The 19,541-nt window shown below is 73.4% G+C and carries 18 protein-coding genes and 1 tRNA gene; 5 read left to right on the top strand and 14 right to left on the bottom strand.

Translation table 11 applies throughout. The features are described 5' to 3' along the window. Nucleotides 1-4: 4 nt before the first annotated feature. Nucleotides 5-481 carry a GNAT family N-acetyltransferase gene (locus Sfr03f_RS00675; protein ID WP_108951678.1) on the bottom strand — a complete coding sequence of 159 codons (477 nt, stop codon included), beginning with the start codon at nucleotides 479-481 and terminating at the stop codon, nucleotides 5-7. A gap of 74 nt (nucleotides 482-555) precedes the next feature. Between Sfr03f_RS00675 and Sfr03f_RS00680 the strand changes: the two genes are divergently transcribed. Further along, nucleotides 556-1,359 carry an exodeoxyribonuclease III gene (locus Sfr03f_RS00680; protein WP_170145005.1) on the top strand — a complete coding sequence of 268 codons (804 nt, stop codon included), beginning with the start codon at nucleotides 556-558 and terminating at the stop codon, nucleotides 1,357-1,359. Nucleotides 1,360-1,458: 99 nt separating this feature from the next. On the opposite strand, the gene Sfr03f_RS00685 is transcribed toward Sfr03f_RS00680, so the two are convergent. The 4 genes from Sfr03f_RS00685 to Sfr03f_RS00700 form a co-directional block, all read right to left on the bottom strand. Further along, nucleotides 1,459-1,659 (bottom strand): hypothetical protein, encoded by a 201-nt coding sequence (locus Sfr03f_RS00685; protein WP_108951680.1) that lies wholly within the window; start codon nucleotides 1,657-1,659, stop codon nucleotides 1,459-1,461. Between the two features lie 78 nt (nucleotides 1,660-1,737). After that, complete coding sequence (locus tag Sfr03f_RS00690; RefSeq protein ID WP_108951681.1) at nucleotides 1,738-2,625, bottom strand: SDR family oxidoreductase; 888 nt, start codon at nucleotides 2,623-2,625, stop codon at nucleotides 1,738-1,740. Further along, complete coding sequence (locus Sfr03f_RS00695) at nucleotides 2,622-3,626, bottom strand: alpha/beta fold hydrolase (protein ID WP_108951682.1); 1,005 nt, start codon at nucleotides 3,624-3,626, stop codon at nucleotides 2,622-2,624. Before Sfr03f_RS00695 ends, Sfr03f_RS00690 begins: the two co-directional genes overlap by 4 nt. Continuing rightward, the gene (locus tag Sfr03f_RS00700) at nucleotides 3,623-5,161 is read right to left on the bottom strand and encodes a flavin-containing monooxygenase (protein WP_108951683.1); all 1,539 of its coding nucleotides are present in this window, start codon (nucleotides 5,159-5,161) and stop codon (nucleotides 3,623-3,625) included. Before Sfr03f_RS00700 ends, Sfr03f_RS00695 begins: the two co-directional genes overlap by 4 nt. 196 nt (nucleotides 5,162-5,357) lie before the next feature. Here Sfr03f_RS00700 and Sfr03f_RS00705 point away from each other — a divergent pair, with 196 nt between their 5' ends. After that, nucleotides 5,358-6,038, top strand: a complete 681-nt coding sequence (locus tag Sfr03f_RS00705) for a MerR family transcriptional regulator (protein ID WP_245967318.1) — start codon at nucleotides 5,358-5,360, stop codon at nucleotides 6,036-6,038. A 25-nt stretch (nucleotides 6,039-6,063) separates the two neighbouring features. Here the strand turns inward: Sfr03f_RS00705 and Sfr03f_RS00710 are convergent, their stop codons facing one another. Then, the gene (locus Sfr03f_RS00710; RefSeq protein ID WP_108951684.1) at nucleotides 6,064-6,366 is read right to left on the bottom strand and encodes a hypothetical protein; all 303 of its coding nucleotides are present in this window, start codon (nucleotides 6,364-6,366) and stop codon (nucleotides 6,064-6,066) included. A gap of 214 nt (nucleotides 6,367-6,580) precedes the next feature. Here Sfr03f_RS00710 and Sfr03f_RS00715 point away from each other — a divergent pair, with 214 nt between their 5' ends. Together Sfr03f_RS00715 and Sfr03f_RS00720 are read left to right on the top strand one after the other, a co-directional pair. Then, nucleotides 6,581-8,014: an FG-GAP repeat protein gene (locus Sfr03f_RS00715; RefSeq protein ID WP_108951685.1), complete on the top strand. Its 1,434-nt coding sequence runs from the start codon at nucleotides 6,581-6,583 to the stop codon at nucleotides 8,012-8,014. Between the two features lie 74 nt (nucleotides 8,015-8,088). Further along, on the top strand, nucleotides 8,089-9,606 hold the full coding sequence (locus Sfr03f_RS00720; protein WP_108951686.1) for an FG-GAP-like repeat-containing protein: 1,518 nt from the start codon (nucleotides 8,089-8,091) through the stop codon (nucleotides 9,604-9,606). 122 nt (nucleotides 9,607-9,728) lie between these two features. Here the strand turns inward: Sfr03f_RS00720 and Sfr03f_RS00725 are convergent. The 7 genes from Sfr03f_RS00725 to galU form a co-directional block, all read right to left on the bottom strand. Continuing rightward, a tRNA-Ala gene (locus Sfr03f_RS00725) sits at nucleotides 9,729-9,802 on the bottom strand. A 93-nt stretch (nucleotides 9,803-9,895) separates the two neighbouring features. Next, on the bottom strand, nucleotides 9,896-11,305 hold the full coding sequence (locus Sfr03f_RS00730) for a SepX/GlpR family protein (protein WP_108951923.1): 1,410 nt from the start codon (nucleotides 11,303-11,305) through the stop codon (nucleotides 9,896-9,898). A gap of 207 nt (nucleotides 11,306-11,512) precedes the next feature. Beyond that, nucleotides 11,513-12,112, bottom strand: a complete 600-nt coding sequence (locus tag Sfr03f_RS00735) for a GNAT family N-acetyltransferase (RefSeq protein ID WP_281262815.1) — start codon at nucleotides 12,110-12,112, stop codon at nucleotides 11,513-11,515. Between the two features lie 17 nt (nucleotides 12,113-12,129). Continuing rightward, nucleotides 12,130-12,678 (bottom strand): MogA/MoaB family molybdenum cofactor biosynthesis protein, encoded by a 549-nt coding sequence (locus Sfr03f_RS00740; RefSeq protein WP_108951925.1) that lies wholly within the window; start codon nucleotides 12,676-12,678, stop codon nucleotides 12,130-12,132. Then, nucleotides 12,675-13,154, bottom strand: a complete 480-nt coding sequence (moaC, locus tag Sfr03f_RS00745) for a cyclic pyranopterin monophosphate synthase MoaC (RefSeq protein WP_108951687.1) — start codon at nucleotides 13,152-13,154, stop codon at nucleotides 12,675-12,677. Before moaC ends, Sfr03f_RS00740 begins: the two co-directional genes overlap by 4 nt. Nucleotides 13,155-13,250: 96 nt before the next feature. Then, nucleotides 13,251-14,642, bottom strand: coding sequence for a molybdotransferase-like divisome protein Glp (gene glp / locus Sfr03f_RS00750; protein WP_108951688.1), 1,392 nt, complete (start codon nucleotides 14,640-14,642; stop codon nucleotides 13,251-13,253). Nucleotides 14,643-14,647: 5 nt separating this feature from the next. Beyond that, a complete protein-coding gene (gene galU, locus Sfr03f_RS00755; RefSeq protein ID WP_108951689.1) occupies nucleotides 14,648-15,550 on the bottom strand; it encodes a UTP--glucose-1-phosphate uridylyltransferase GalU in 903 nt (300 codons plus the stop codon). Nucleotides 15,551-15,747: 197 nt separating this feature from the next. On the opposite strand from galU, the gene Sfr03f_RS00760 reads away from it, so the two are divergent. Beyond that, nucleotides 15,748-16,290 carry a 5-formyltetrahydrofolate cyclo-ligase gene (locus Sfr03f_RS00760; protein ID WP_372514333.1) on the top strand — a complete coding sequence of 181 codons (543 nt, stop codon included), beginning with the start codon at nucleotides 15,748-15,750 and terminating at the stop codon, nucleotides 16,288-16,290. 138 nt (nucleotides 16,291-16,428) lie between these two features. Here the strand turns inward: Sfr03f_RS00760 and Sfr03f_RS00765 are convergent, their stop codons facing one another. Continuing rightward, the gene (locus tag Sfr03f_RS00765; RefSeq protein WP_108951691.1) at nucleotides 16,429-19,260 is read right to left on the bottom strand and encodes a penicillin acylase family protein; all 2,832 of its coding nucleotides are present in this window, start codon (nucleotides 19,258-19,260) and stop codon (nucleotides 16,429-16,431) included. Nucleotides 19,261-19,541 lie beyond the last annotated feature (281 nt).

Raw genomic sequence — 19,541 nt, forward strand, 5'->3', positions numbered from 1 at the left:
GCGGTCAGAGCCGCTTGGCCATGCAGATGCTGTTCTCGTGGAAGCGGTAGTAGCCGAACTTGCCGCAGCGCTCGTAGCCGGAGGAGCCGTACAGGGCGACGGCCTCGGGCTGCTGGTCGCCGGTCTCCAGGACCATGCGGGTGCGGCCGGCGGCGCGGGCGTCGTCCTCGAGCAGGGCGAGGATGCGGCGGGCCAGGCCCAGGCCGCGGCACTGCTCGATCACGAACATCCGCTTGAGCTCGGCGTCGCCGTCCTGGTTGCCCTCCTCGTTCTCGTCCTGCGCGCGCCAGCCGCCGGTCGCGACCGGGCGGTCCTGCTCGTCGTAGGCGATCAGGAAGAGCCCGTTCGGCGGGCGGAAGTCGTCGGGGTGCAGGACGGTGGCGTCGCCGCCGTCGCCGTAACGGCGCCGGTACTCCTCCTGGACCTCGTCGTTCAGCTTCACGGCGTCGGGGTGGTCGAACGGGACAGTGCGGATGTTCATGGCGGGGATCGTACTTCCGTGCTCTTCGGCGAACTGACGGGCGGGTCCGTCCAGTGTGCCGGTATTGTGCTCCGGTGCTTACTGTGACCTCCGTCAACGTCAACGGGCTCCGCGCCGCCGCCAAGAAGGGCTTCGTCGAGTGGCTGGCGGAGACCTCCGCCGATGTGCTGTGCCTGCAGGAGGTGCGGGCCGAGCCGGGCCAGCTCCCGCAGGCCGCCGGCGCCCCGGAGGGCTGGCACGTCGTCCACGCGCCGTCCGCCGCCAAGGGCAGGGCCGGCGTCTCGCTGTACACCCGCCGTGAGCCGGACGCGGTGCGCGTCGGGTTCGGGTCCGAGGAGTTCGACACCACCGGCCGCTACGTGGAGGCGGACCTGCCGGGCGTCACCGTCGCCAGCCTCTACCTGCCCTCCGGCGAGGTCGGCACCGAGCGGCAGGACGAGAAGTACCGGTTCATGGACGAGTTCCTGGTGTACCTGAAGGCGCTGCGCGAGCGCGCCGCGGCCGACGGCCGCGAGGTGCTGGTCTGCGGCGACTGGAACATCGCCCACGCCGAGGCCGACCTCAGGAACTGGCGCGCCAACCGCAAGAGCTCCGGCTTCCTGCCGGAGGAGCGCGAGTGGCTGACCCGGGTGCTCTCGCCCGGCGACGGCGGCTACGTGGACGTGGTCCGCGCCCTGCACCCGGACACGGAGGGGCCGTACTCCTGGTGGTCCTACCGGGGCCGCGCCTTCGACAACGACAGCGGCTGGCGCATCGACGTGCAGGCGGCGACCAAGGGCCTCGCGGACCGCGCGGTCAAGGGCTTCGTCGAGCGGGCGGCCACCCACGAGGAGCGCTGGTCGGACCACGCGCCGGTGACGGTCGTCTACGACCTCTAGGCGACGGCCTGCGCGGGCAGGCGGACACGCGAAGGGCGCCCCCGGTGAAGGGGGCGCCCTCGTCACAGGATCAGGCTGCGCGCGGTGCCGGGGCCTGCGTCAGATCGTGTCCTCGTCGTAGATGTCGTCCTCCGACGGCGAGCGACGCTGGCGGTCGTTCTCGTGCTGCGGCGAGGACGAACGGTCGCGCTGCGGGCGCGACGGGCGCTCCTCCTGCTGCTCACGGTTCTGACCCATGCGCTGGCCGGCCTCCTGCTGGAGACGCTCGGCCTTGTCCTGGAACTGGTCCTTGATGCCCATGTCGGTCACTCCAAGAGTGGTGAGGGGATCGGGGCTCGACCAGCGTGACACGGCCGTGCACGCAGCGCATTTCGATCATCACCCACTGTGGTGGGCCGTCCTCTCCTGCTCGTCGGCGGCGCCTCCGGCGCCCACCAGACCGGGCCTGACCTGGTCGAGACGGTCGTCGAACCGCCGCACCTCGCGGGGCCCGATCGTGCCGATCAGCGTGGGCAGCGCGCCCCGGATCGACTGCATGCCGCGCAGCCACCACTGCCCGTAGACGTGCGCGGAGCGCCGCTCGATGCCGTCCACCAGCCGGTCCACGGCGGGGCCGAGCGGATAGGTCTTGTTGGTCGGCCACGGCAGCCGCTTGCGCAGCTCGCGCATCACGTCGTCCTGGTCGGCGCCGCGCACCATGTCGGTGTCGGTCCACGACAGGTAACCGACGCCCACGTCCACGCCCTTGTGGCCGACCTCGCCGCGCAGGCAGTGCGCGTACGCCTCGACGCCGGACTTGGAGGCGCAGTACGCCGACATCATCGGGGCCGGGGTGAGCGCGGCCAGCGAGGCGATCTGCAGCAGGTAGCCGCGGGTCTCCATCAGCGCCGGCAGGAACGCCCGCGCGGTGACCGCCGAGCCGATCAGGTTGACCTCGATCACCCGCCGCCAGGCGTCGGCGTCGGAGCTGACGAGCGGACCGCCGGTGGCGACGCCCGCGTTGGCGATCACGATGTCGATCCGCCCGAACCGCTCCTTGACCTCGGCGGCCACCTGGTTCATGGCGTCCTGGTCGGTGACGTCGGCGTGCCACCAGTCGCTCTCGGCGTACAGGCGGCCGGAGACCTCCTTGAGCCGCTCCGGCTCGAGGCCCACCAGCGCCACCTTCACGCCGCGCACCGACAGTTTGCGGGCCAGCAGTTCGCCGACGCCCCGCGCGCCGCCGGTGACGACGGCGACCCGCCCTTCCAGGTTGACCTTGCTCATGCCGCGCTCTCCTTCGTCGTGCCGGTCGTGCCGGTCGTGCCCGTCGTACCCGTCGTGCCGGTGTCCCCGGTGCGTGCGTCGGTCCCGGCGCCGATGAGGTGGTCGGCGGCGAGGGCCCTGATGCGGTCGGTGACCACGTCCGGCGCCTCGATCGGCGTCATGTGGCCGAGGCCCGGAAGTTCGGTCACCCGCAGGCAGTCGGGCAGTTCCCGGGCGAGGTTACGGGCGTGCACCGGCGGTGTCAGCCGGTCCGCGCCGCCCACGATCACCTCGGTGGGGAGGTCCAGCATCCGTGCGTCCTCGGTGAGTTCGAGGGTGGACAGGACGTGGGACCAGGCGTGCCGCGCCTTGGTGGGGCAGGCGTGCACCACGCGTGCGCAGGCCTCGACCATCTGCGGCGTCGAAGTGGCGCCCATGGTGCCGTACGTGAGGACCTTCCGGCTGAAGCCGGTGGGCCGGCGGCCGATCGGCAGCGGGGAGCCCAGGATCTGCCCGGTGAGCCAGGTGCGGACGGCTCCGCGCCGGATCGGGAGCACCGTGGACTCCGGCACCAGGTCGCGGGCGCCGGTGGAGCAGAGCAGGACGGCCGCGGCGTGCTCGCGGAAGCCGGGGCGTCCGGCGGCCGCCATGATCGTCATGCCGCCCATGGAGTGCCCGGCGATCACGGCCTTCTCGCCGGGGGCGAGGGTGGCGGCCAGCACCGCCTCGAGGTCGTCGGCGAGCTGCTGGGTGCCGACGGGGGCGTGCAGCGGGCTGCCGCCGTGTCCGCGCTGGTCGTAGGCGACGACCCGGAACCGGTCGGACAGATCGCGTATCTGCGCCGCCCAGAAGGCGACGGAGCAGGTCCAGCCGTGCGCCAGCACGACGGCGGGGGCGCCCTCGGGTCCGTGCACCTCGACGGAGATGCGGGCGCCGTCCGCGGAGAGCGCGGTCAGCTCGCGGGCGGGCGCGGGCGGCTGGTAGCGGCCCAGCGTCTTCAGGTGGTCCAGCGTGCTGCTCATGCGGCGGCCTCCACGGCGGCGGTGGCGCCGGGCCCGGAGTCGGCCTCGGCTGCGGCGGGGGCGGGGCGGACCACGTCGTACTCCAGCAGGTCGACGCGGCGGGTGGCCCTGCGGAACTCGGAGGTGGTGCCCGGCCAGACGGTGGTGTTGCGGCCGGCTGCGTCGAGGTACCAGCTGGTGCAGCCGCCGGTGTTCCACACCGTGCGCTTCATCCGCTCCTGGACGCGGTGGGTCCAGGCGTCCTGCGCCTCGGGCCGCACGTCGAGGGCGGCGCGGCCGCCGAGGACGTCGAGCTGGCGCAGGTAGTCGGCGAGGTAGTTCAGCTGGGCCTCGATCATCAGGATCATCGAGGAGTTGCCGAGCCCGGTGTTGGGGCCGATGACCAGCAGGAAGTTGGGGAAGCCGGCGGTGGTGGTGCCGCGCAGGCCTGCCATGCCGTCCTTCCAGGTCTCCGCGAGGGTCCGTCCGTCGGCGCCGACCGCGCGCTCGGCGATCGGCATGTCGGTGACGTGGAAGCCGGTGCCGAAGACGATCGCGTCGACCTCGGCCTCGGTGCCGTCGGAGGCCACCAGGGTGGAGCCCCTGACCTCGGCCAGGCCGCTCGCCACCACGTCGACATTCGGCTGCGCGAGCGCCGGGTAGTAGGTGTTGGAGAGCAGGATGCGCTTGCAGCCGATCCGGTAGTCCGGGGTCAGCTTGCGACGCAGCTCGGGGTCCTTGACCGCCTTGGCCATGTTGGCCTTGGCGAGCTTCTCGACGACGCCGAGCATGTCGGGGTGCTTGGTGAACGCCTGCACCTGCAGTTCGCGGATGCCCCACAGGACGCCGCGGCGCATCCGGGTGGTGAGCGGGAGGGCGCGGTGGACCTTGCGCTCCAGTCCGCCGATCGGGCGGTCGGCGCGGGGCATCACCCACGGGGGCGTGCGCTGCAGCACGGTGAGCCGGCCGACCTTCGGCTGGATCGCGGGCACGATCTGGATGGCCGAGGCGCCGGTGCCGACCATGGCGACGCGCTTGCCGGTGAGGTCGTAGTCGTGGTCCCAGCGGGCCGAGTGGAAGACCTTGCCGGGGAACGAGTCGAGGCCGGGGACGTCGGGCAGCTTGGGGTCGGAGAGCGGGCCGGTGGCGTTGACCACCACGTCGGCGGTGAGGCTGCCGCTCTTCGTCTCGATGGCCCAGCGCAGCTTCTCGCCGTCCCAGGTCATGCGCTCGACCTCGGAGTCGAAGCGGATGTGGGGGCGCAGGCCGAAGGTGTCGGTCACCTTCTCCAGGTAGGCGTGGATGTGCTCCTGGCCGGAGAAGGCGCGCGGCCAGTCGGGGTTGGGGGCGAAGGAGAACGAGTACAGGTGCGACGGGACGTCGCAGGCGCACCCGGGGTAGCTGTTGTCGCGCCAGGTGCCGCCGATGGCGGAGGCGCGCTCCAGGACGACGAAGTCGGTGACGCCCTCCCGGCGCAGCCGGACCGCGGCGCCGAGTCCGCCGAACCCGGCGCCGATCACCGCCACTCGTACGTGTTCGTGCTCGTAGTCGGCCATCGAGCCGCCTCCCGCGCTGTGTCTGGCTGTTGCTGGTGCCGTGCCGAATTCCGTGTGCCGTGCCGCGGTTCGCCCGGTGACCCTCGCGAACCCTGCCAGTGTTCACTGGCACTGTTGGGAGCGTAGGGCAGTGGCGTACTGATGGGTAGGGGTCCGGGCGAGGAAAGTTACCGACGGTACGGCCTAGGGTGATCGCGTGACGGACGAGGCGGAGACCGTGGGGCACGACACCGTGGGACACGACGGGGGGCGGGAGTACCGCGCGGAGGAACTGGCGCGACTGGCCGGCATCACCACGCGCACCCTCCGCTTCTACCGCGAGCGCAGGCTGCTGGCGCCGCCGCGGCGGGAGGGGCGGATCGCCTGGTACGACGACCGCCACCTGGCGCGGCTGCGCACCATCGCGGCCCTGCTGGAGCGGGGCCACACCCTGAGCGGCATCGCCGAGCTGGCGGAGGCCTTCGAACACGGCCGGGGCGTAGGCGAGTTGCTGGGCGTGGCCCCCACCGAGGAGACGCCGGTGCGGCTCTCGCCGGAGGAACTGGCGGAACGCTTCGCCGGCGAGGTGTCCCCGGAGAACCTGGTCGCGGCGATGGAGCTCGGCTATGTCGCCGTCGACGGCGAGGAGTTCGTGCACATCAGCCGGAACCTGCTGGACGTGTCGTCCGCCCTGGTCCGGGAGGGCATCCCGCTCGCCGCGGTCCTGGAGGCGGGACGGCGGGTGCGCGAGCACGCCGACGCCATCGCGGACCTCTTCGCCGACCTGATCGGCGCCCACGCCCCCGAGGAGGACGCCCAGCGCCTGCGCCCCCTGGCGCGCAGCGTGGTCCAGGCGGAGCTCTCGCTCGCCCTCGACCGGCGGCTCCGCAAGCCGTAGCCGCGGGCCGGGCCCGCCGGCCGCCCTACTGCGAGACCAGCTGCACCACTCCCGCGATCATCAGCACGGGTCCCAGGATCGCGAAGAAGCCCCCCATCGCGCGCGCCAGGACCTGCTGAGCGTGCCGGTCGGCGGCCGCCGGCGGCCTTCCGCGCCCGTAGGCGTCGTACCTGTCCTGCTGCTGCTGGACGCTCCAGTCCGCCGGGACGGCGGGCCTGAGGACGAGGAGCAGGCCCGTCAGCCCCGCGAAGCCCCCGAAGAGCAGCAGCACGACCGCCCACTCGTGGGAGGAGATCGGCCGGCCGGCCAGACTCGTGAGTGCGTGCAAGGGAACCTCCCGCGGTCGCCGAGCAGTTGGCACGCACCATACACACGAGCTTCCGCGGCCACCTCCCGCCGGAAGCCGCCTCGACGGTCCCGCTCCTCCGAACTCGCGCCCCGTACAACCCTCCAGCCCCTTCAGGTGTCTTCCGTGCGCCGTCCGGTGCGGGGCCGCCCCTCACCCGGCAACCTCGCGCTCCGCGTGTCCTGGAGGATTCCCCATGCGCAAACGCCACCTGCTGATGTCCGCCGCCCTGCTGGCCTGCGGCCTCACCCCGCTCACCGCGGCGGGCGCCCAGGCCGCCGCCGGCACCCACGGCGACATCGACAAGGACGGGTACCGGGACGTGGTCGTCTCCGCCCCGGACGCCACCGTCTCGGGCCGTGCCAGGGCCGGCGCGGTGGTCATCCTGTACGGCGGCGCCCGGGGCGTCGACCCGAAGCGGCGCACCGTGCTGACGCAGAACTCCACCGGCATACCCGGCTCCGCCGAGACGGGCGACCGCTTCGGCGCCTCCGTGGTGGTCCACGACCTGAACGCCGACGGATACGGCGACCTGGTCGTCGGCGCCCCCGGCGAGGAGGTCGCCGGGGACGTGGGCGGCGGTTCGGTCACCGTCGTGTGGGGGTCGGCGTCCGGCCCGGTGAAGGCGAAGACGGTCCCCGACCCCTGGCCGTACGAGCACGACGCGTTCGGCGGGACCCTGGCGGTGGGCACGTTCGGCTCCCTCAACCCGGTCAACGGCGGCGCACTGTCGATCGCCGTCGGCGCCAACGACTCGTCCGTCACCTTCGCGCCGGCGGACCTGTCCGCGTCCTCCGGCACCAGCGGCACCGGGAGCGACTTCAACCCGGGCCACGGTGTCGTCGCCCTGACCGTCCTGGACCAGCCCAGCTCCGACGACGGCCTCGTCATCCACGGCCGCGGCTACGGGCAGGGCGGCTGGGGCTACGACGGGTACGGCGACGACCCCCGCGCGCAACTGGTCCGCCCCGGCGGCTTCATGCCCGCCGCCCTGCCGGCGGGCACCAGCTCCGCGGTCGGCGATCTCGACGGCAACGGCTCCCTCGACCTCGTCGTCGGCAACCCCGAGGACCCCTCGCAGAGCCCCGGCACCGCGCTCGGCGGCCAGGTCACCGTCTACTTCGGGATCACCTACGACGGCACGCCCAGCTCCGTGCGGACCATCACCCAGGACACCGCGGGCGTCCCCGGCGCGGGTGAGGCGGGCGACCGCTTCGGCGCCTCGGTCGCCATCGGCGACACCGACAAGGACGGCCGGGCCGACCTGGTGATCGGCGCCCCGGGCGAGAACGGCTCGGCCGGAGCCGTCACCGTCGTCCGCGGCGCCACGGACGGCCTGGACACCGCCCACGCCCGCACCTGGATGCAGAGCAGCGCCGGCGTCCCAGGCGCCGCCGAGGCCGGGGACGCCTTCGGCACGGCCGTCCAGCTCGTCGACGTGAACAAGGACGGCAGCGCGGACCTGCTGGTCGGTGCTCCGGGCGAGAACGACCGGACGGGTGGCCTATGGGTGCTGCGCGGTTCGGCCTCCTCCGTCACCGCGACCGGCTCGGTCTCCGTCACCCCCGGCAGCGTGGGGCTCGGCACGGCCGGCGCCGCACGCTTCGCGCACGTGGTGACCGGCCGATGAGTTCCCTCCGCCCCGACGCCGCCCAGCCCTTCGTCCGTTCCTCCGGCGCCACGTCCCCCCTACCAGGAGCAGCCATGCCGTCCCGTCGGTCCACCGTGCCCCGTCCGCCCGCGTCCGGCCGGAGGACGGGCGGAACGCCGCGCGCCGCGCTCGTCGCCGCGGCCGCGCTCTGCGCGGCGGCCACGTCGGCCCTCCCCGCCGCACCGGCCGCGGCCGCCTCCCCCTACCGGGGCGCCAACACCGCCGCCGTGCAGGACGACTTCAACGGTGACGGCTACCGCGGCCTGGCCGTCGGCGCGCCCGGCGCCGCGGCCGGTTCCGTCGACGCGGCGGGCGCGGTCGTGGTGTTCTACGGTTCCGCGACCGGCGTCACCGCCTCCCGCCGCACCGTCGTCACGCAGGCGACGACCGGCGTCCCCGGCACCCCGGAGGCGTGGGACGGCTTCGGCTCGTCCGTCACCTCCGCCGACCTCGACCGGGACGGCTACGCCGACCTGCTCGTCGGCACACCGAACGAGTCCGCGGGGACCATGGCGGGCACCGGAGCGCTCACCGTCGTCTGGGGCGGATCCGCGGGCCTGAAGGGCGGCGCCACAGTTCCGACCCCGACCGGCCTGGACGAGGGCTGCGGCTTCGCCGCCGGCGTCGCGGCGGGAGACGTCACCGGCGACGGGGCGCCCGACCTCGGGGTCACCGGCCGGTGCGGCGCCACCACGTACACCGGCCCCTTCACCCGCACCGGGGCCCCGGCGTCCCGGGCGTTCGTGATGGACCTCGGCACCAACCGGGGCGTCGTCATCGGTGACGTGAACGGGGACGGAAGGGCCGAACGGTTCTGGCTGCCGGGCCCGATGGACGGAGACGCCTCCGGACCGGTGCACCGGGAGAACCACCCCGGCTCCTACACCGCTCTCCCCCTCGCCGACGGCCTCACGGGCCGGATCGGCGACATCGACGGCGACGGTTACGGCGACCTGGTCACCGGCGTCCCGTACGACGCGTCGCTGACGTCCGGGGAGACGCCCGCCCACCGCGGTGGCGAAATCCAGGTCCTCTACGGCGGCCCGCTGGGCATCACTCCCGACCAGAAGCCCCAGGTCTTCCACCAAGCCACCGCCGGCGTGCCCGGTGCGGCCGAGGACGGCGACATGTTCGGGTCCTCGCTCAGCGTCGGCGACGTCGACGGCGACAGGTACGCCGACGTCCTGATCGGCGCCCCGGGCGAGGCCGTCGGCTCCCGGAGCTACGCCGGCTCCACGACCCTGCTGCGCGGGTCGGCCGCCGGCCTGACCGCGGCCGGCTCCACGTCCCACTCCCAGGACACCGCCGGGGTGCCCGGCGCCGCCGAGGCCGGCGACATGTTCGGCGGGTCCGTCCACCTCAGCGACCTGAACAAGGACGGCCGCGCGGAAACCGTCGTGGGCGTGCCGAACGAGAACGCGTACGGCGTGGTGTGGCTCGCCAAGGGCGCCGCGTCCGGCCCGGTGGCCGGCGGCTCCGCGACCATCAGCGGCAACGGGGTCGGTCTCACCCGCCGCTACGCGGACCTCAGGTTCGGCGAGGCCCTGCCCGGCGCCCGCTCCACGGTCTGACCCGTACCCCCCGGCCGGGCGCACTCCGCCCGGCCCGGGGCGGCCGCGGACGGGAGCGGCCAGCCCCGGAAACGACGAAGATCCCGACCGATCGTGAGATCGGCGGGATCTTGTCGTGCAGGTGGACCTGAGGGGATTCGAACCCCTGGCCCCCTCGATGCGAACGAGGTGCGCTACCGGACTGCGCCACAGGCCCTTGCAACGAGTGAAACTCTAGCATCCCCGTCCGGGTGGTTGGAAATCCGTTCCGCGCGATCCCCGCAGGCCGGAAGCCGGTCCGTCCGCCGGTTCACTCGTTGGCCGCCCGCGGCCGGTCCCGGTCACCCTCGGCGTACTGGTCGAAGAGCGGGGTGCGGCCCCGCCCACGGCCCCGGCGGCCGCCGGAACGGCCGCGGGGCTCCGGGTGGGCCTGGGGCTCCTCGGCCGCGGACGCGTCGGACGCCTCGGCCTCCCCGGCGGCGGCCTGCGGCTCCGCGGGCTGGTCGTGGCGCTGCGCGCCGACCGCGGCGCGGGCGGAGCTCCAGGCGTCGTCGGTGAGGTCGACGTCGGAGGTGGCGCGCGGGGCGACCGGCGCGGTGACGTAGGTCGGCAGCGGGACCGGCACCGGCTCCCAGCTGTCGGAGGGACCCGCCTCCCGCTCGGGCTCGCGCTGCTGGTCGACCCACTCGGCGTGGTCGGTCTGCTCGATGAGGGCGAGCCGGTCGGCGGCGAGCGAGGAAAGCGTGGCCGGCCCGGGGTCGTGGCCCTCGGGCTCCGGCACGCCGTCGCCGGGACGGCCGGCGGGCCGCTGGACGCCAGGAACGTGCCCGGGCCCGCGCGGGATGCGCTCGGTGCCGCGCTCGGGGTCCGCCGCGGGCGACGGGCGCGGACGACGGCGTCCGCCGCGCTCGCGCTCCCGCTCACGGCCCCGCTCGCGCACGCGCCGCGCCGCCTCCTCGGCCTGACCGCGGTCCATGCGGTAGGCGAAGCGGCGGCGTTCCTGGGTGCGGAGGTAGGCGATGTAGACGCTGAGCAGCACGGCCGGCAGGGCCGGCGCCCAGAGGAAGGCGACACCGCCGACCGCGGCGGCGACCGCGCCGACGCTGAAGGCGACGAACAGCAGGGTGATGGTGCGGCGTCTGCGCGCCATCACCTTCGAGCGCGCGATCTTCGCCCGCGCCGCCTCCGCCTTCCGCTCCGCGGCCGCCCGGGAGGCCCGGTCGAGGCGGTCGGGCCGCTCCAGGCGCTCCGTGCGGGCCAGGTGCTCGGCGCTGGCCAGGTGCTCGGCGCGGTCCGGGCGGTCGGGCCGCTGCGCACCCGGCCCCGGATCGCCCGGGGCCGCCTCATGGCCGGGCCGCCTGCCCGCCGGGGGACCCTCGCCCCGTCGCCGGACGCCGGAAGCCTCACCACGGCGCTGCTCCGGCCCGGCGGGGCGCGGATCGTCCGGGGGTACGGCGAAGGCCCGGACGTCGACCGAGTCGGTCACGGCGTCCGGGTCGACCGTGTCGGCCGCGGGCTCCGCCTCGTCGGAGGAGCGCGCGAGGTCCTTGGCGTAACGGCGCTCCATCCCCGCTCTTCCGGACAGCAGCCGGATGGCGGTGCTGAAGCGTTCCGTCGGACGGGCCTCGTTCAGCTCGTCCTGCCTACGGAGCCACATCGGCACCAAGTAGGCGGCCCAGGCCCCGACAATGACTGCGTAGATGAGGCCGCTGCTGCTCACGGTCACACGGTAGAGCGGTTTGGGTGAGGCCATCTGCCAATTCACACGGTGTGTCGCACGATCTGGCTGATATTTCGAGCCTTTAGGCGACCGATGTGATCACAGACCGCCGGAAGCATGAATTCCTGCACCCAAATGTGAGCGCAACGGACCCAAATTCGAACACTTATTCAATTACCGTTGGCCGGGTGCCTTCTCGGCCCTCTCTCAGGGCGTGCGGCCCCTCAGCCTGGACAGACGCGTCAGCATCCCTTCGGGGACCTCTTCCGCGGTGAGCGCGTAGACGAGGTGGTCGCGCCAGTCCCCGTCGATGTGCAGATAGCGCGGCCGCAGCCCTTCCTCGCGGAATCGCAGTTTCTCCACCACCCGGCGGCTCGGGCCGTTCTCCGGGCGAATGCAGACCTCCAGGCGGTGCAGTCCCACCGAGCGGAAGCTGTGGTCCGCGGCGAGCGCGACCGCCGTCGGCATCACCCCGCGGCCGGCCACCGCCTGGTCCACCCAGTAGCCGATGTTCCCCGAGCACATGGAGCCCCAGGTGATGCTGCCGACCGTCAACTGCCCGGCCAGGCGCCCCCGGTACTCGACGACCCAGGGCATCATGCGGCCCTCCCGCGCCTCGGAGCGCAGGTGACGGACCATCTGCCGGAAGGTGGGCCGGTGGGTGACCGGGCCGCCCGGCATCGGCGGCGGGATGGTCGCCTCCCAGCGGCGCAGCCAGTCGCGGTTGCGGCGGTTCACCTCGCGCCAGTCGCCCTGGTCGCGCATACGCATCGGCCGCAGCCGGACGTCACCGTGTTCCAGGACCACGGGCCAGAGCAGGCCGTTCAGCTCGCACCCCCGGAGGACGGGCCCCCCGACGGCGCGGAGGAGGAGGGGTGGTCCCCGCCGCGGAGCTGGTCCACGGCGTGCGTGAGCAGGTCGCCGAGAACGGCGAGGCCGTCCTTCACCCCGCCGGTGGACCCGGGCAGGTTGACGATCAGCGTGTGCCCCGCGACGCCCGCGATCCCCCGCGAGAGCGCCGCCGTGGGCACCTTCCCGCGGCCCTGGGCGCGGATCGCCTCGGGGATGCCGGGGACCTCGTACGCCACGACCCGGCGGGTCGCCTCGGGGGTGCGGTCGGTGGGCGAGACGCCGGTGCCGCCGGTGGTGAGCACCACGTCGTAGCCGGCCGCGGCGGCGTCCCGCAGCGCGGCCTCCACCGGGTCGCCGTCGGGGACCACCACGGGCCCGTCCACGGCGAACCCGAGCGCCTCCAGGCCCGTCCTCAGCAGCGGCCCGCCGCGGTCCTCGTAGACCCCGGCCGCGGCCCGGTTGGAGGCGGTGACGACCAGCGCCCGGTACCCCTGCGGGCCGTCCTCCCGCGGGCCGCTCACGCCCGCCTCCACTCGCCGGACTTGCCGCCGGTCTTCTCCTCGACCCGCACGTCGGTGATGACGGCGCCCTTGTCGACCGCCTTGACCATGTCGACGACGGTGAGCGCGGCGACGGTGACGGCGGTCAGCGCCTCCATCTCCACCCCCGTGCGGTCGGTGGTCCTCACCGTGGCGGTGATCTCGACGGCGTCGTCGGCGACGGCGAGGTCGAGCTTCACCCCGGAGAGGGCCAGCGGATGGCACAGCGGGATCAGTTCGGGCGTCTTCTTCGCGCCCATGATCCCGGCGATCCGCGCGGTCGCGAGGGCGTCCCCCTTGGGCACGCCCTCACCGCGCAGCAGCTCCACCACGCGCGGGTGGACGAGGACCCGGCCGCTCGCGCGGGCGGTGCGGGCGGTCACGTCCTTCCCGGAGACGTCGACCATGCGGGCGGCGCCCGCCTCGTCGATGTGGGTCAGTCGGTCCTGCGTACCCATGCGGAAGGCGTCCTTAGTCGTTCAGGGCTGCTGCCGTGCGCTGCCGTGCGAGGTGTGCACGGCGATGCGCGACACGGTACCGCCAGGATCCGTCCGTCAGCCGAGCAGGACCACCTCGACGTCGTCGCCGGGCTCCAGCGAGGTGACGTCCTCGGGTACGACGATCAGCGCGTTCGCCTGGGCCAGCGCGCCGACCAGGTGGGAGCTCGCACCGCCCACCGGGGTGACCCGGTCGCCGTCGAGGCGCCCGCGCAGGAACTGGCGGCGGCCCCGGGGCGAGGAGAGCGCCTTGCCGGCGTCGAGGGCGGCCCGGGCGCGCGGCCGGTGCAGCTGGTCCTCGGGCAGGCCCATCAGGGCCCGGATCACCGGGCGGACGAAGATCTCGAAGGAGACGAACGAGGAGACCGGGTTGCCCGGCAGGGTGAGCACCGGCGTGTGGTCGGGCCCGATCAGCCCGAAGCCCTGCGGCTTGCCGGGCTGCATGGCGACGCGCCGGAAGTCCACGCCGGCGGCGGCCGGCTCCGCGCCGCCGTGCTCGCCGTCGCCTTCCTCGCCGTCCCCGGCCTCGAGCCGCGCCGGTTCGGGTGCGGTGAGCGCCTCCTTGACCACGTCGTAGGCGCCCACGCTGACGCCTCCGCTGGTCACCAGCAGGTCGGCGCGCACCAGTTGGTCGTCGACGCTGGTGCGCAGGGTCTCCGCGTCGTCGGCCACCGCCCCCACCCGGTAGGCGATCGCGCCGGCCTCCCGGGCGGCGGCGGTGAGCGCGAAGCTGTTGGAGTCGTGGATCTGCCCGGGCTTCAACGGCTCGCCGGGCGGCACCAGTTCGCTGCCGGTGGAGAGGACCACGACGCGCGGCCGGGGCCGCACCTTCGCGGTGGCCCGGCCCACCGAGGCGAGCAGGGCGAGCTGGGCGGGCCCGAGGACGGTGCCGGCGGCGAGGGCGCGGTCGCCCGCCTTCATGTCGCTGCCGGCCCGGCGGACGTGTGCCCCGGCCTCGGCGCCCTGGTAGACCCGGACCTGCCCGGAGGCGCCCTCGGGCGCCTTGCTGCGGGCCTTCATGCCGGTGGCCGGCCCGCCCCCGAGACCCCCGTCGGTCCACTCGACGGGCACGACGGCCTCGGCGCCGGGCGGCAGCGGCGCGCCGGTCATGATGCGGGCGGCCTGCCCCGGGCCCACCTTCAGCCCGGGGGCCTGACCGGCCGCCACGTCCCCGACCACCTCGAGGACCGCGGGGAACTCCCCGCTCGCACCCGTCACGTCCGCGACGCGCACCGCGTAGCCGTCCATCGAGCTGTTGTCGAAGGGCGGCAGGGAGACCGGCACCGTCACGTCCTCGACCAGGACGCAGCCCTGGGCGTCGAGCAGCTGCAGCTCGATCGGCTCGAGGGGGCGGACGGTGGACAGGATGTCCTCGAGGTGCTCCTCCACCGTCCACAGGCGGTCCTCCTGCGACGGCGACGCGGTGCTGCGGGGTGCGGTGGTGCTCAAGTCCGTTACATCTCCTCGGCTACGAATCGGCGGAGCCAGGTCCGGAAGTCCGGCCCCAGGTCCTCACGTTCGCATGCCAGTCGGACAATCGCACGCAGATAGTCGCCTCGGTCTCCGGTGTCATAGCGGCGGCCCTTGAAGACCACGCCGTGGACGGGGCCGGCGATGCTCTCGTCGGCCGCCAGGTGCTGGAGGGCGTCGGTCAGCTGGATCTCGCCGCCGCGTCCCGGCGCGGTGTGCCGCAGCACCTCGAAGATGCCCGGGTCGAGGACGTACCGGCCGATGACGGCGTAGGCGGACGGCGCGTCCGCGGGATCGGGCTTCTCCACCAGGCCGGTCACCCGGGTGACGTCGGCGTCCTTGGTGCACTCGACGGCGGCGCAGCCGTAGAGGTGGATCTGGGCCGGGTCGACCTCCATCAGCGCCACGACGCTGCCGCCGTACTCCCCCTGGACCTCGATCATGCGGGAGAGCAGCGGGTCGCGCGGGTCGATCAGGTCGTCGCCGAGGAGGACCGCGAACGGCTCGTCGCCGACGTGCGGGGCGGCGCAGAGCACCGCGTGGCCGAGGCCTCTGGGGTCGCCCTGGCGGACGTAGTGGATGGTGGCGAGGTCGGTCGGCTCCTGTACGCGGGCCAGCCGGTCGTTGTCGCCCTTGCGCGCGAGGGCGTTCTCCAGCTCGTAGTTGCGGTCGAAGTGGTCCTCGAGGGGGCGCTTGTTGCGGCCGGTGACCATCAGCACGTCCCGCAGGCAGGCCTGGACGGCCTCCTCGACGACGTACTGGATCGCCGGCTTGTCGACGACCGGGAGCATCTCCTTGGGCGTCGCCTTGGTGGCCGGCAGGAACCGCGTGCCGAGACCGGCCGCCGGGATGACAGCCTTACTGATCCGAGGATGTGCCTTCATCATGTTCGCAACCATATCCATTGAGTTGTACGGAATCGGTAGCTCCATTCGATTCCACGTCATATGGCTGCATTCGGGCGGAAAACTGAACCGATCGTGCGGCCGGGAAGCGGTGGGAGACACCGCGGTGGGAGACAACAGTGACTGAAGAGGATGCCAAGCGAAGGTTGCGCGCGGAGATCCTTGCGGCAAGGAGAAGGTTGACGGACGACGAGCGCCGTGCGGCCGGGCGCGCGCTGGCGGCGCGAGCCCTGGAGCTGCCGGAGCTGGCGCGGGCGCGGACGGTCGCGGCGTACGTCTCGGTGGGCTCCGAGCCGGAGACCCGTGCGCTGCTGGACGCCCTGCGCGGACGCGGCGTGCGGGTGCTGCTCCCGGTGCTGCGCGAGGACGACGACCTGGACTGGGGGGAGTACCGCGGCGCGGACGCGCTGGTGGCGCGGCCGCTGGGGGCGGGGCGGATGACGCTGCTGGAACCCGGCGGCGCGCCGGACGGCGTCGAGGCGGTGCTCGCCGCGGACGTGGTCCTCCTGCCGGGGCTCGCGGTGGACCGCGGCGGGCTGCGGCTCGGCCGCGGGGGCGGCTCCTACGACCGGGTCCTCGCCCGCCTGGACGCGGCGGGCGCCGCCCCGGCGCTGGTGGTCCTCCTGCACGACGCCGAGCTGCGCGACACGGTCCCCGCCGAACCTCACGACCGCCCCGTCACCGCAGCGGTCACCCCTTCGGGCCTGCACCGCTTCGGCTGACCGTACGCGGGCGCCTGACGCGGGCCTCGCGCCCCCACACCGCGGCCCGGGCCCCGCGCCGCCGCGCCCGGGAACGCCGCCGGGGCGGCTCCCCCGTGGGGGAACCGCCCCGGTGTCGTGGGCCCGGCGGGCGCGGAGTCACGGCTTCAGCGTGAGCGTCTCCTCCGTGACCCGCTTCACCGCGGCCGCGGAGAACGGCCAGTCGTACAGCTCCCCCTTCGCCCACGCGTCCGTCTGGTCCACGTAGTGCGAGCTGTACGCGTGCCCGGACGCGCCCGTGAGGTTGATCCACTTCGACTTGTCGAGGTCGGCGAGGTTCACCACCATCCGCATGGACGGCACCCAGACCACCCCGTACCCGCCTGCCGCGTTCCACCCCGTGGCGTCGACGGTGGACTCGCCGCCGCCGAGCTCCCAGGGTCCGCGGTTGAGCATGTGCTGCAGGAAGCCCGGACCGGCCGTGCCCAGGGTCTGGTTCTTCAGGTACAGCGTGTGCAGCCGGCCCCAGCTCCAGCTGTCCATGTCCTTGCCGAGCTTCGCCGTCAGCTCCCACCGCGCGTCGACCATGGCCCGCTCGAGCAGCTTGTCCCGGTCGTTCTTCGCGCCCTCGCGGCCGTTGAGCGACTTACCGGTGGTCCACCACTCGCTGTCCTCGTCCTCCATCAGGTTCCGCACGACCTCGAACCACCGGTCGCCGCCGTCCGGCTGCGCCTGCGTGGCGCTGCGCCGGCCGCACTCGCGGACCTTGTCCGCCTCCTCGGCGGGACCGGTGGTGTTCACCGGCTCCACCCACAGGCACTGGCCCTCGACCCGCAGCTCCTTGGGCAGCTTGTTGCCGAACGCCAGCTTCAGGATGTTGCGCCACACCGCGTTGAAGTACGCGGCGGCCGCCGAGTCCGGGGTCTGGGTGCGGTCCCAGCTCTCCAGCAGCTCCTGCGCGTCGCGGACGTCGTCGTCCTTCGGGTCGATCTTCAGCAGCTCGGGCACCAGCAGCTTGGCGATCGCGCTGCTGCTGTCGGTCTGCATCTCCCGCATGTCCTCGGTGGAGACCTTGCCGCCGCCCTCGATCTTCGCCTTGACCAGGTCGTTGATCCGCTGGCTGCGCGCGCCGTAGGACCAGTCGCCGGTCAGCAGGTACGGGTAGGCGTCCTCGTCGACCACGGCCTGGTTGGCGGTGACGATGTAACCGCGCTCCGGGTTGAACTCGAAGGGCAGCTCGTCCTGGTCGATCCAGCCGGTCCAGCGGGCGGCGCGGTCCCAGCCGGGCGCCGGGAGCGCGCCGTCGTAGCCCTCGGCGCGGACGGGGATGCGGCCCGGCAGCTGGTAGCCGATGTTCTTCCGGTCGGCGTAGACGAGGTTCTGCGAAGGCACCTCGAACAGCTGGGCGGCCTTGCGGAACTCCTGCCAGTTGCGCGCCGTGTTGATGGCGAAGACGGCGTCCATGGTGGTGCCCGGGTCGAGCGCGGTCCACCGCAGCGAGACCCCGTAGCCGTCGCCCCGGTCGGGGGCGGCGGCCTTCACGCCGGCCTTCCTGCCGACCTGGACGAGTTCGTCGTCGCGGTCGGACAGGAGCGGGCCGTTGTTGGTCTCGCGCACCACGATCTTCTTGTCCGCCCCGCCGGCGACCTTGATGGTCTCCTCACGGCTGCGGAACGGGACGGTCTTCCCGTCGTACTGGTAGCCCTCGCGGGTGACCTTCTGCAGGTACAGGTCACTGACGTCCACACCCGAGTTGGTCATGCCCCAGGCGATCTGCGCGTTGTGGCCGATGACCACGCCGGGCATGCCGGAGAAGGTGTAGCCGGAGACGTCGTAGCGGCAGCTCTCGGAGACGGTGCGGCAGTGCAGGCCCATCTGGTACCAGACCGAGGGCAGCGCGGGCGACAGGTGCGGGTCGTTGGCCAGCAGCGGCGCCCCGCCCACGGTGTGCTTCCCGGCGATCACCCAGGAGTTGGAACCGATGCCGTTGCCGTTGACGCCGACCGCGGTGGGCAGTTCGTCGAGCGCGCCGTAGAGACCGGCGAGCTGGCTCTGCAGCCCGGCCTGGTCCTCCGCCGCGACCCCCGGCAGCCCGGCGGCGCCGCCCTGGCCCTGCTGGTTCCCGGTGGCCTCCTGGTTCCCGGTGGCCTGCTGGTTCCCGGTGGCCTGCTGGTTCCCGGTGGCCTGCTGGCTCGCGGTGGCCTTCTGGTCCCAGGTGCCGGTGGCCTGCGAGTAGGCGCCCTCCTGCACGATCGTCCGGTTCCGTTCGAACGGGTAGCCCGGGTACAGGTCGGCGATCTGCCGCGCGTCGAGCCTGCTGGTCATCAGCGAACGGTCGATCTCGTCCTGCATGTTGCCGCGCAGGTCCCAGGCCATCGCCTTGAGCCAGGCCACCGAGTCGACCGGGGTCCACGGCTCCGGCGTGTAGTCGCCGGTGAGCGCGAGCGCCGCGTACTCCAGGGAGAGTTCGTCGCCCTCACGGTCGCCGAGGTAGGCGTTGACGCCCTTGGTGTAGGCCTGCAGGTACTTCTTGGTGGAGGCCGACAGCTTCTTGTCGTACTCCTGCTGCGCGACCCGGCGCCAGCCGAGGGTGCGCAGGAACTCGTCGGTGCCGACCTGGCTCGCGCCGAACATCTCGGAGAGCCGGCCCGCGGTCAGGTGGCGGCGCACGTCCATCTCGTAGAACCGGTCCTGCGCCTGGACGAAGCCCTGCGCCATGAACAGGTCTTCCTCGGAGTCGGCGTAGACGTGCGGCACGCCCTGGCCGTCGCGCCGGACCTCGACCGGGCCGGACAGGCCCTTGAGGGTCAGCGACCCGCTGGTCTGCGGGAACGAGGCACGGACGGTGCTGACCGTCCAGTACCCGCCGTAGACCAGGCCGCCTATGAGCGCGAGGACGACGAGAAGGACCAGGAGTCGGGCTTTGCGCCCCTTCTTCCTGCCGGACTTGCCGGGCTGCTGACCGGAAGAGGCGGTGGTGTTGGGGGGCATCGCTGTCCTTGCTGTCCTCACGCGAGCGGCGGGGCGGGCGGTGGTCAGTTCTGGGCGCGGCGGCGTGGCCCGACGTCGCGCTGGAGCAACGATAGGCGCACGGGGCGCGGCGGCTTGACGCGGCGTCTGTGAACCCGTGGCATCAAGCGAGCGCGGTGTCCACGGTGTCCCGTTCGTCCCGGTGCGACCCCCGGCGAAGCACTCCGGCGGGGCGCGGAATGGCGAAAGCGCGTCAAGAAAGCGTCAAGAGTTAGGTAAGGTAACGAAAGACCTGCCGCTGC

Origin of the sequence: Streptomyces fragilis (genome assembly GCF_003112515.1) — a bacterium.
GTDB classification, from domain to species: domain Bacteria; phylum Actinomycetota; class Actinomycetes; order Streptomycetales; family Streptomycetaceae; genus Streptomyces; species Streptomyces fragilis.

Coding starts and splice junctions, on each gene's coding strand:
- Sfr03f_RS00765 (WP_108951691.1), bottom strand. CDS start 19,260: ATGCCCCCCAACACCACCGCCTCTTCCGGTCAGCAGCCCGGCAAGTCC.
- moaC (WP_108951687.1), bottom strand. CDS start 13,154: ATGGGTACGCAGGACCGACTGACCCACATCGACGAGGCGGGCGCCGCC.
- galU (WP_108951689.1), bottom strand. CDS start 15,550: ATGATGAAGGCACATCCTCGGATCAGTAAGGCTGTCATCCCGGCGGCC.
- Sfr03f_RS00685 (WP_108951680.1), bottom strand. CDS start 1,659: ATGGGCATCAAGGACCAGTTCCAGGACAAGGCCGAGCGTCTCCAGCAG.
- Sfr03f_RS00720 (WP_108951686.1), top strand. CDS start 8,089: ATGCCGTCCCGTCGGTCCACCGTGCCCCGTCCGCCCGCGTCCGGCCGG.
- Sfr03f_RS00695 (WP_108951682.1), bottom strand. CDS start 3,626: ATGAGCAGCACGCTGGACCACCTGAAGACGCTGGGCCGCTACCAGCCG.
- Sfr03f_RS00690 (WP_108951681.1), bottom strand. CDS start 2,625: ATGAGCAAGGTCAACCTGGAAGGGCGGGTCGCCGTCGTCACCGGCGGC.
- Sfr03f_RS00675 (WP_108951678.1), bottom strand. CDS start 481: ATGAACATCCGCACTGTCCCGTTCGACCACCCCGACGCCGTGAAGCTG.
- Sfr03f_RS00700 (WP_108951683.1), bottom strand. CDS start 5,161: ATGGCCGACTACGAGCACGAACACGTACGAGTGGCGGTGATCGGCGCC.
- Sfr03f_RS00715 (WP_108951685.1), top strand. CDS start 6,581: ATGCGCAAACGCCACCTGCTGATGTCCGCCGCCCTGCTGGCCTGCGGC.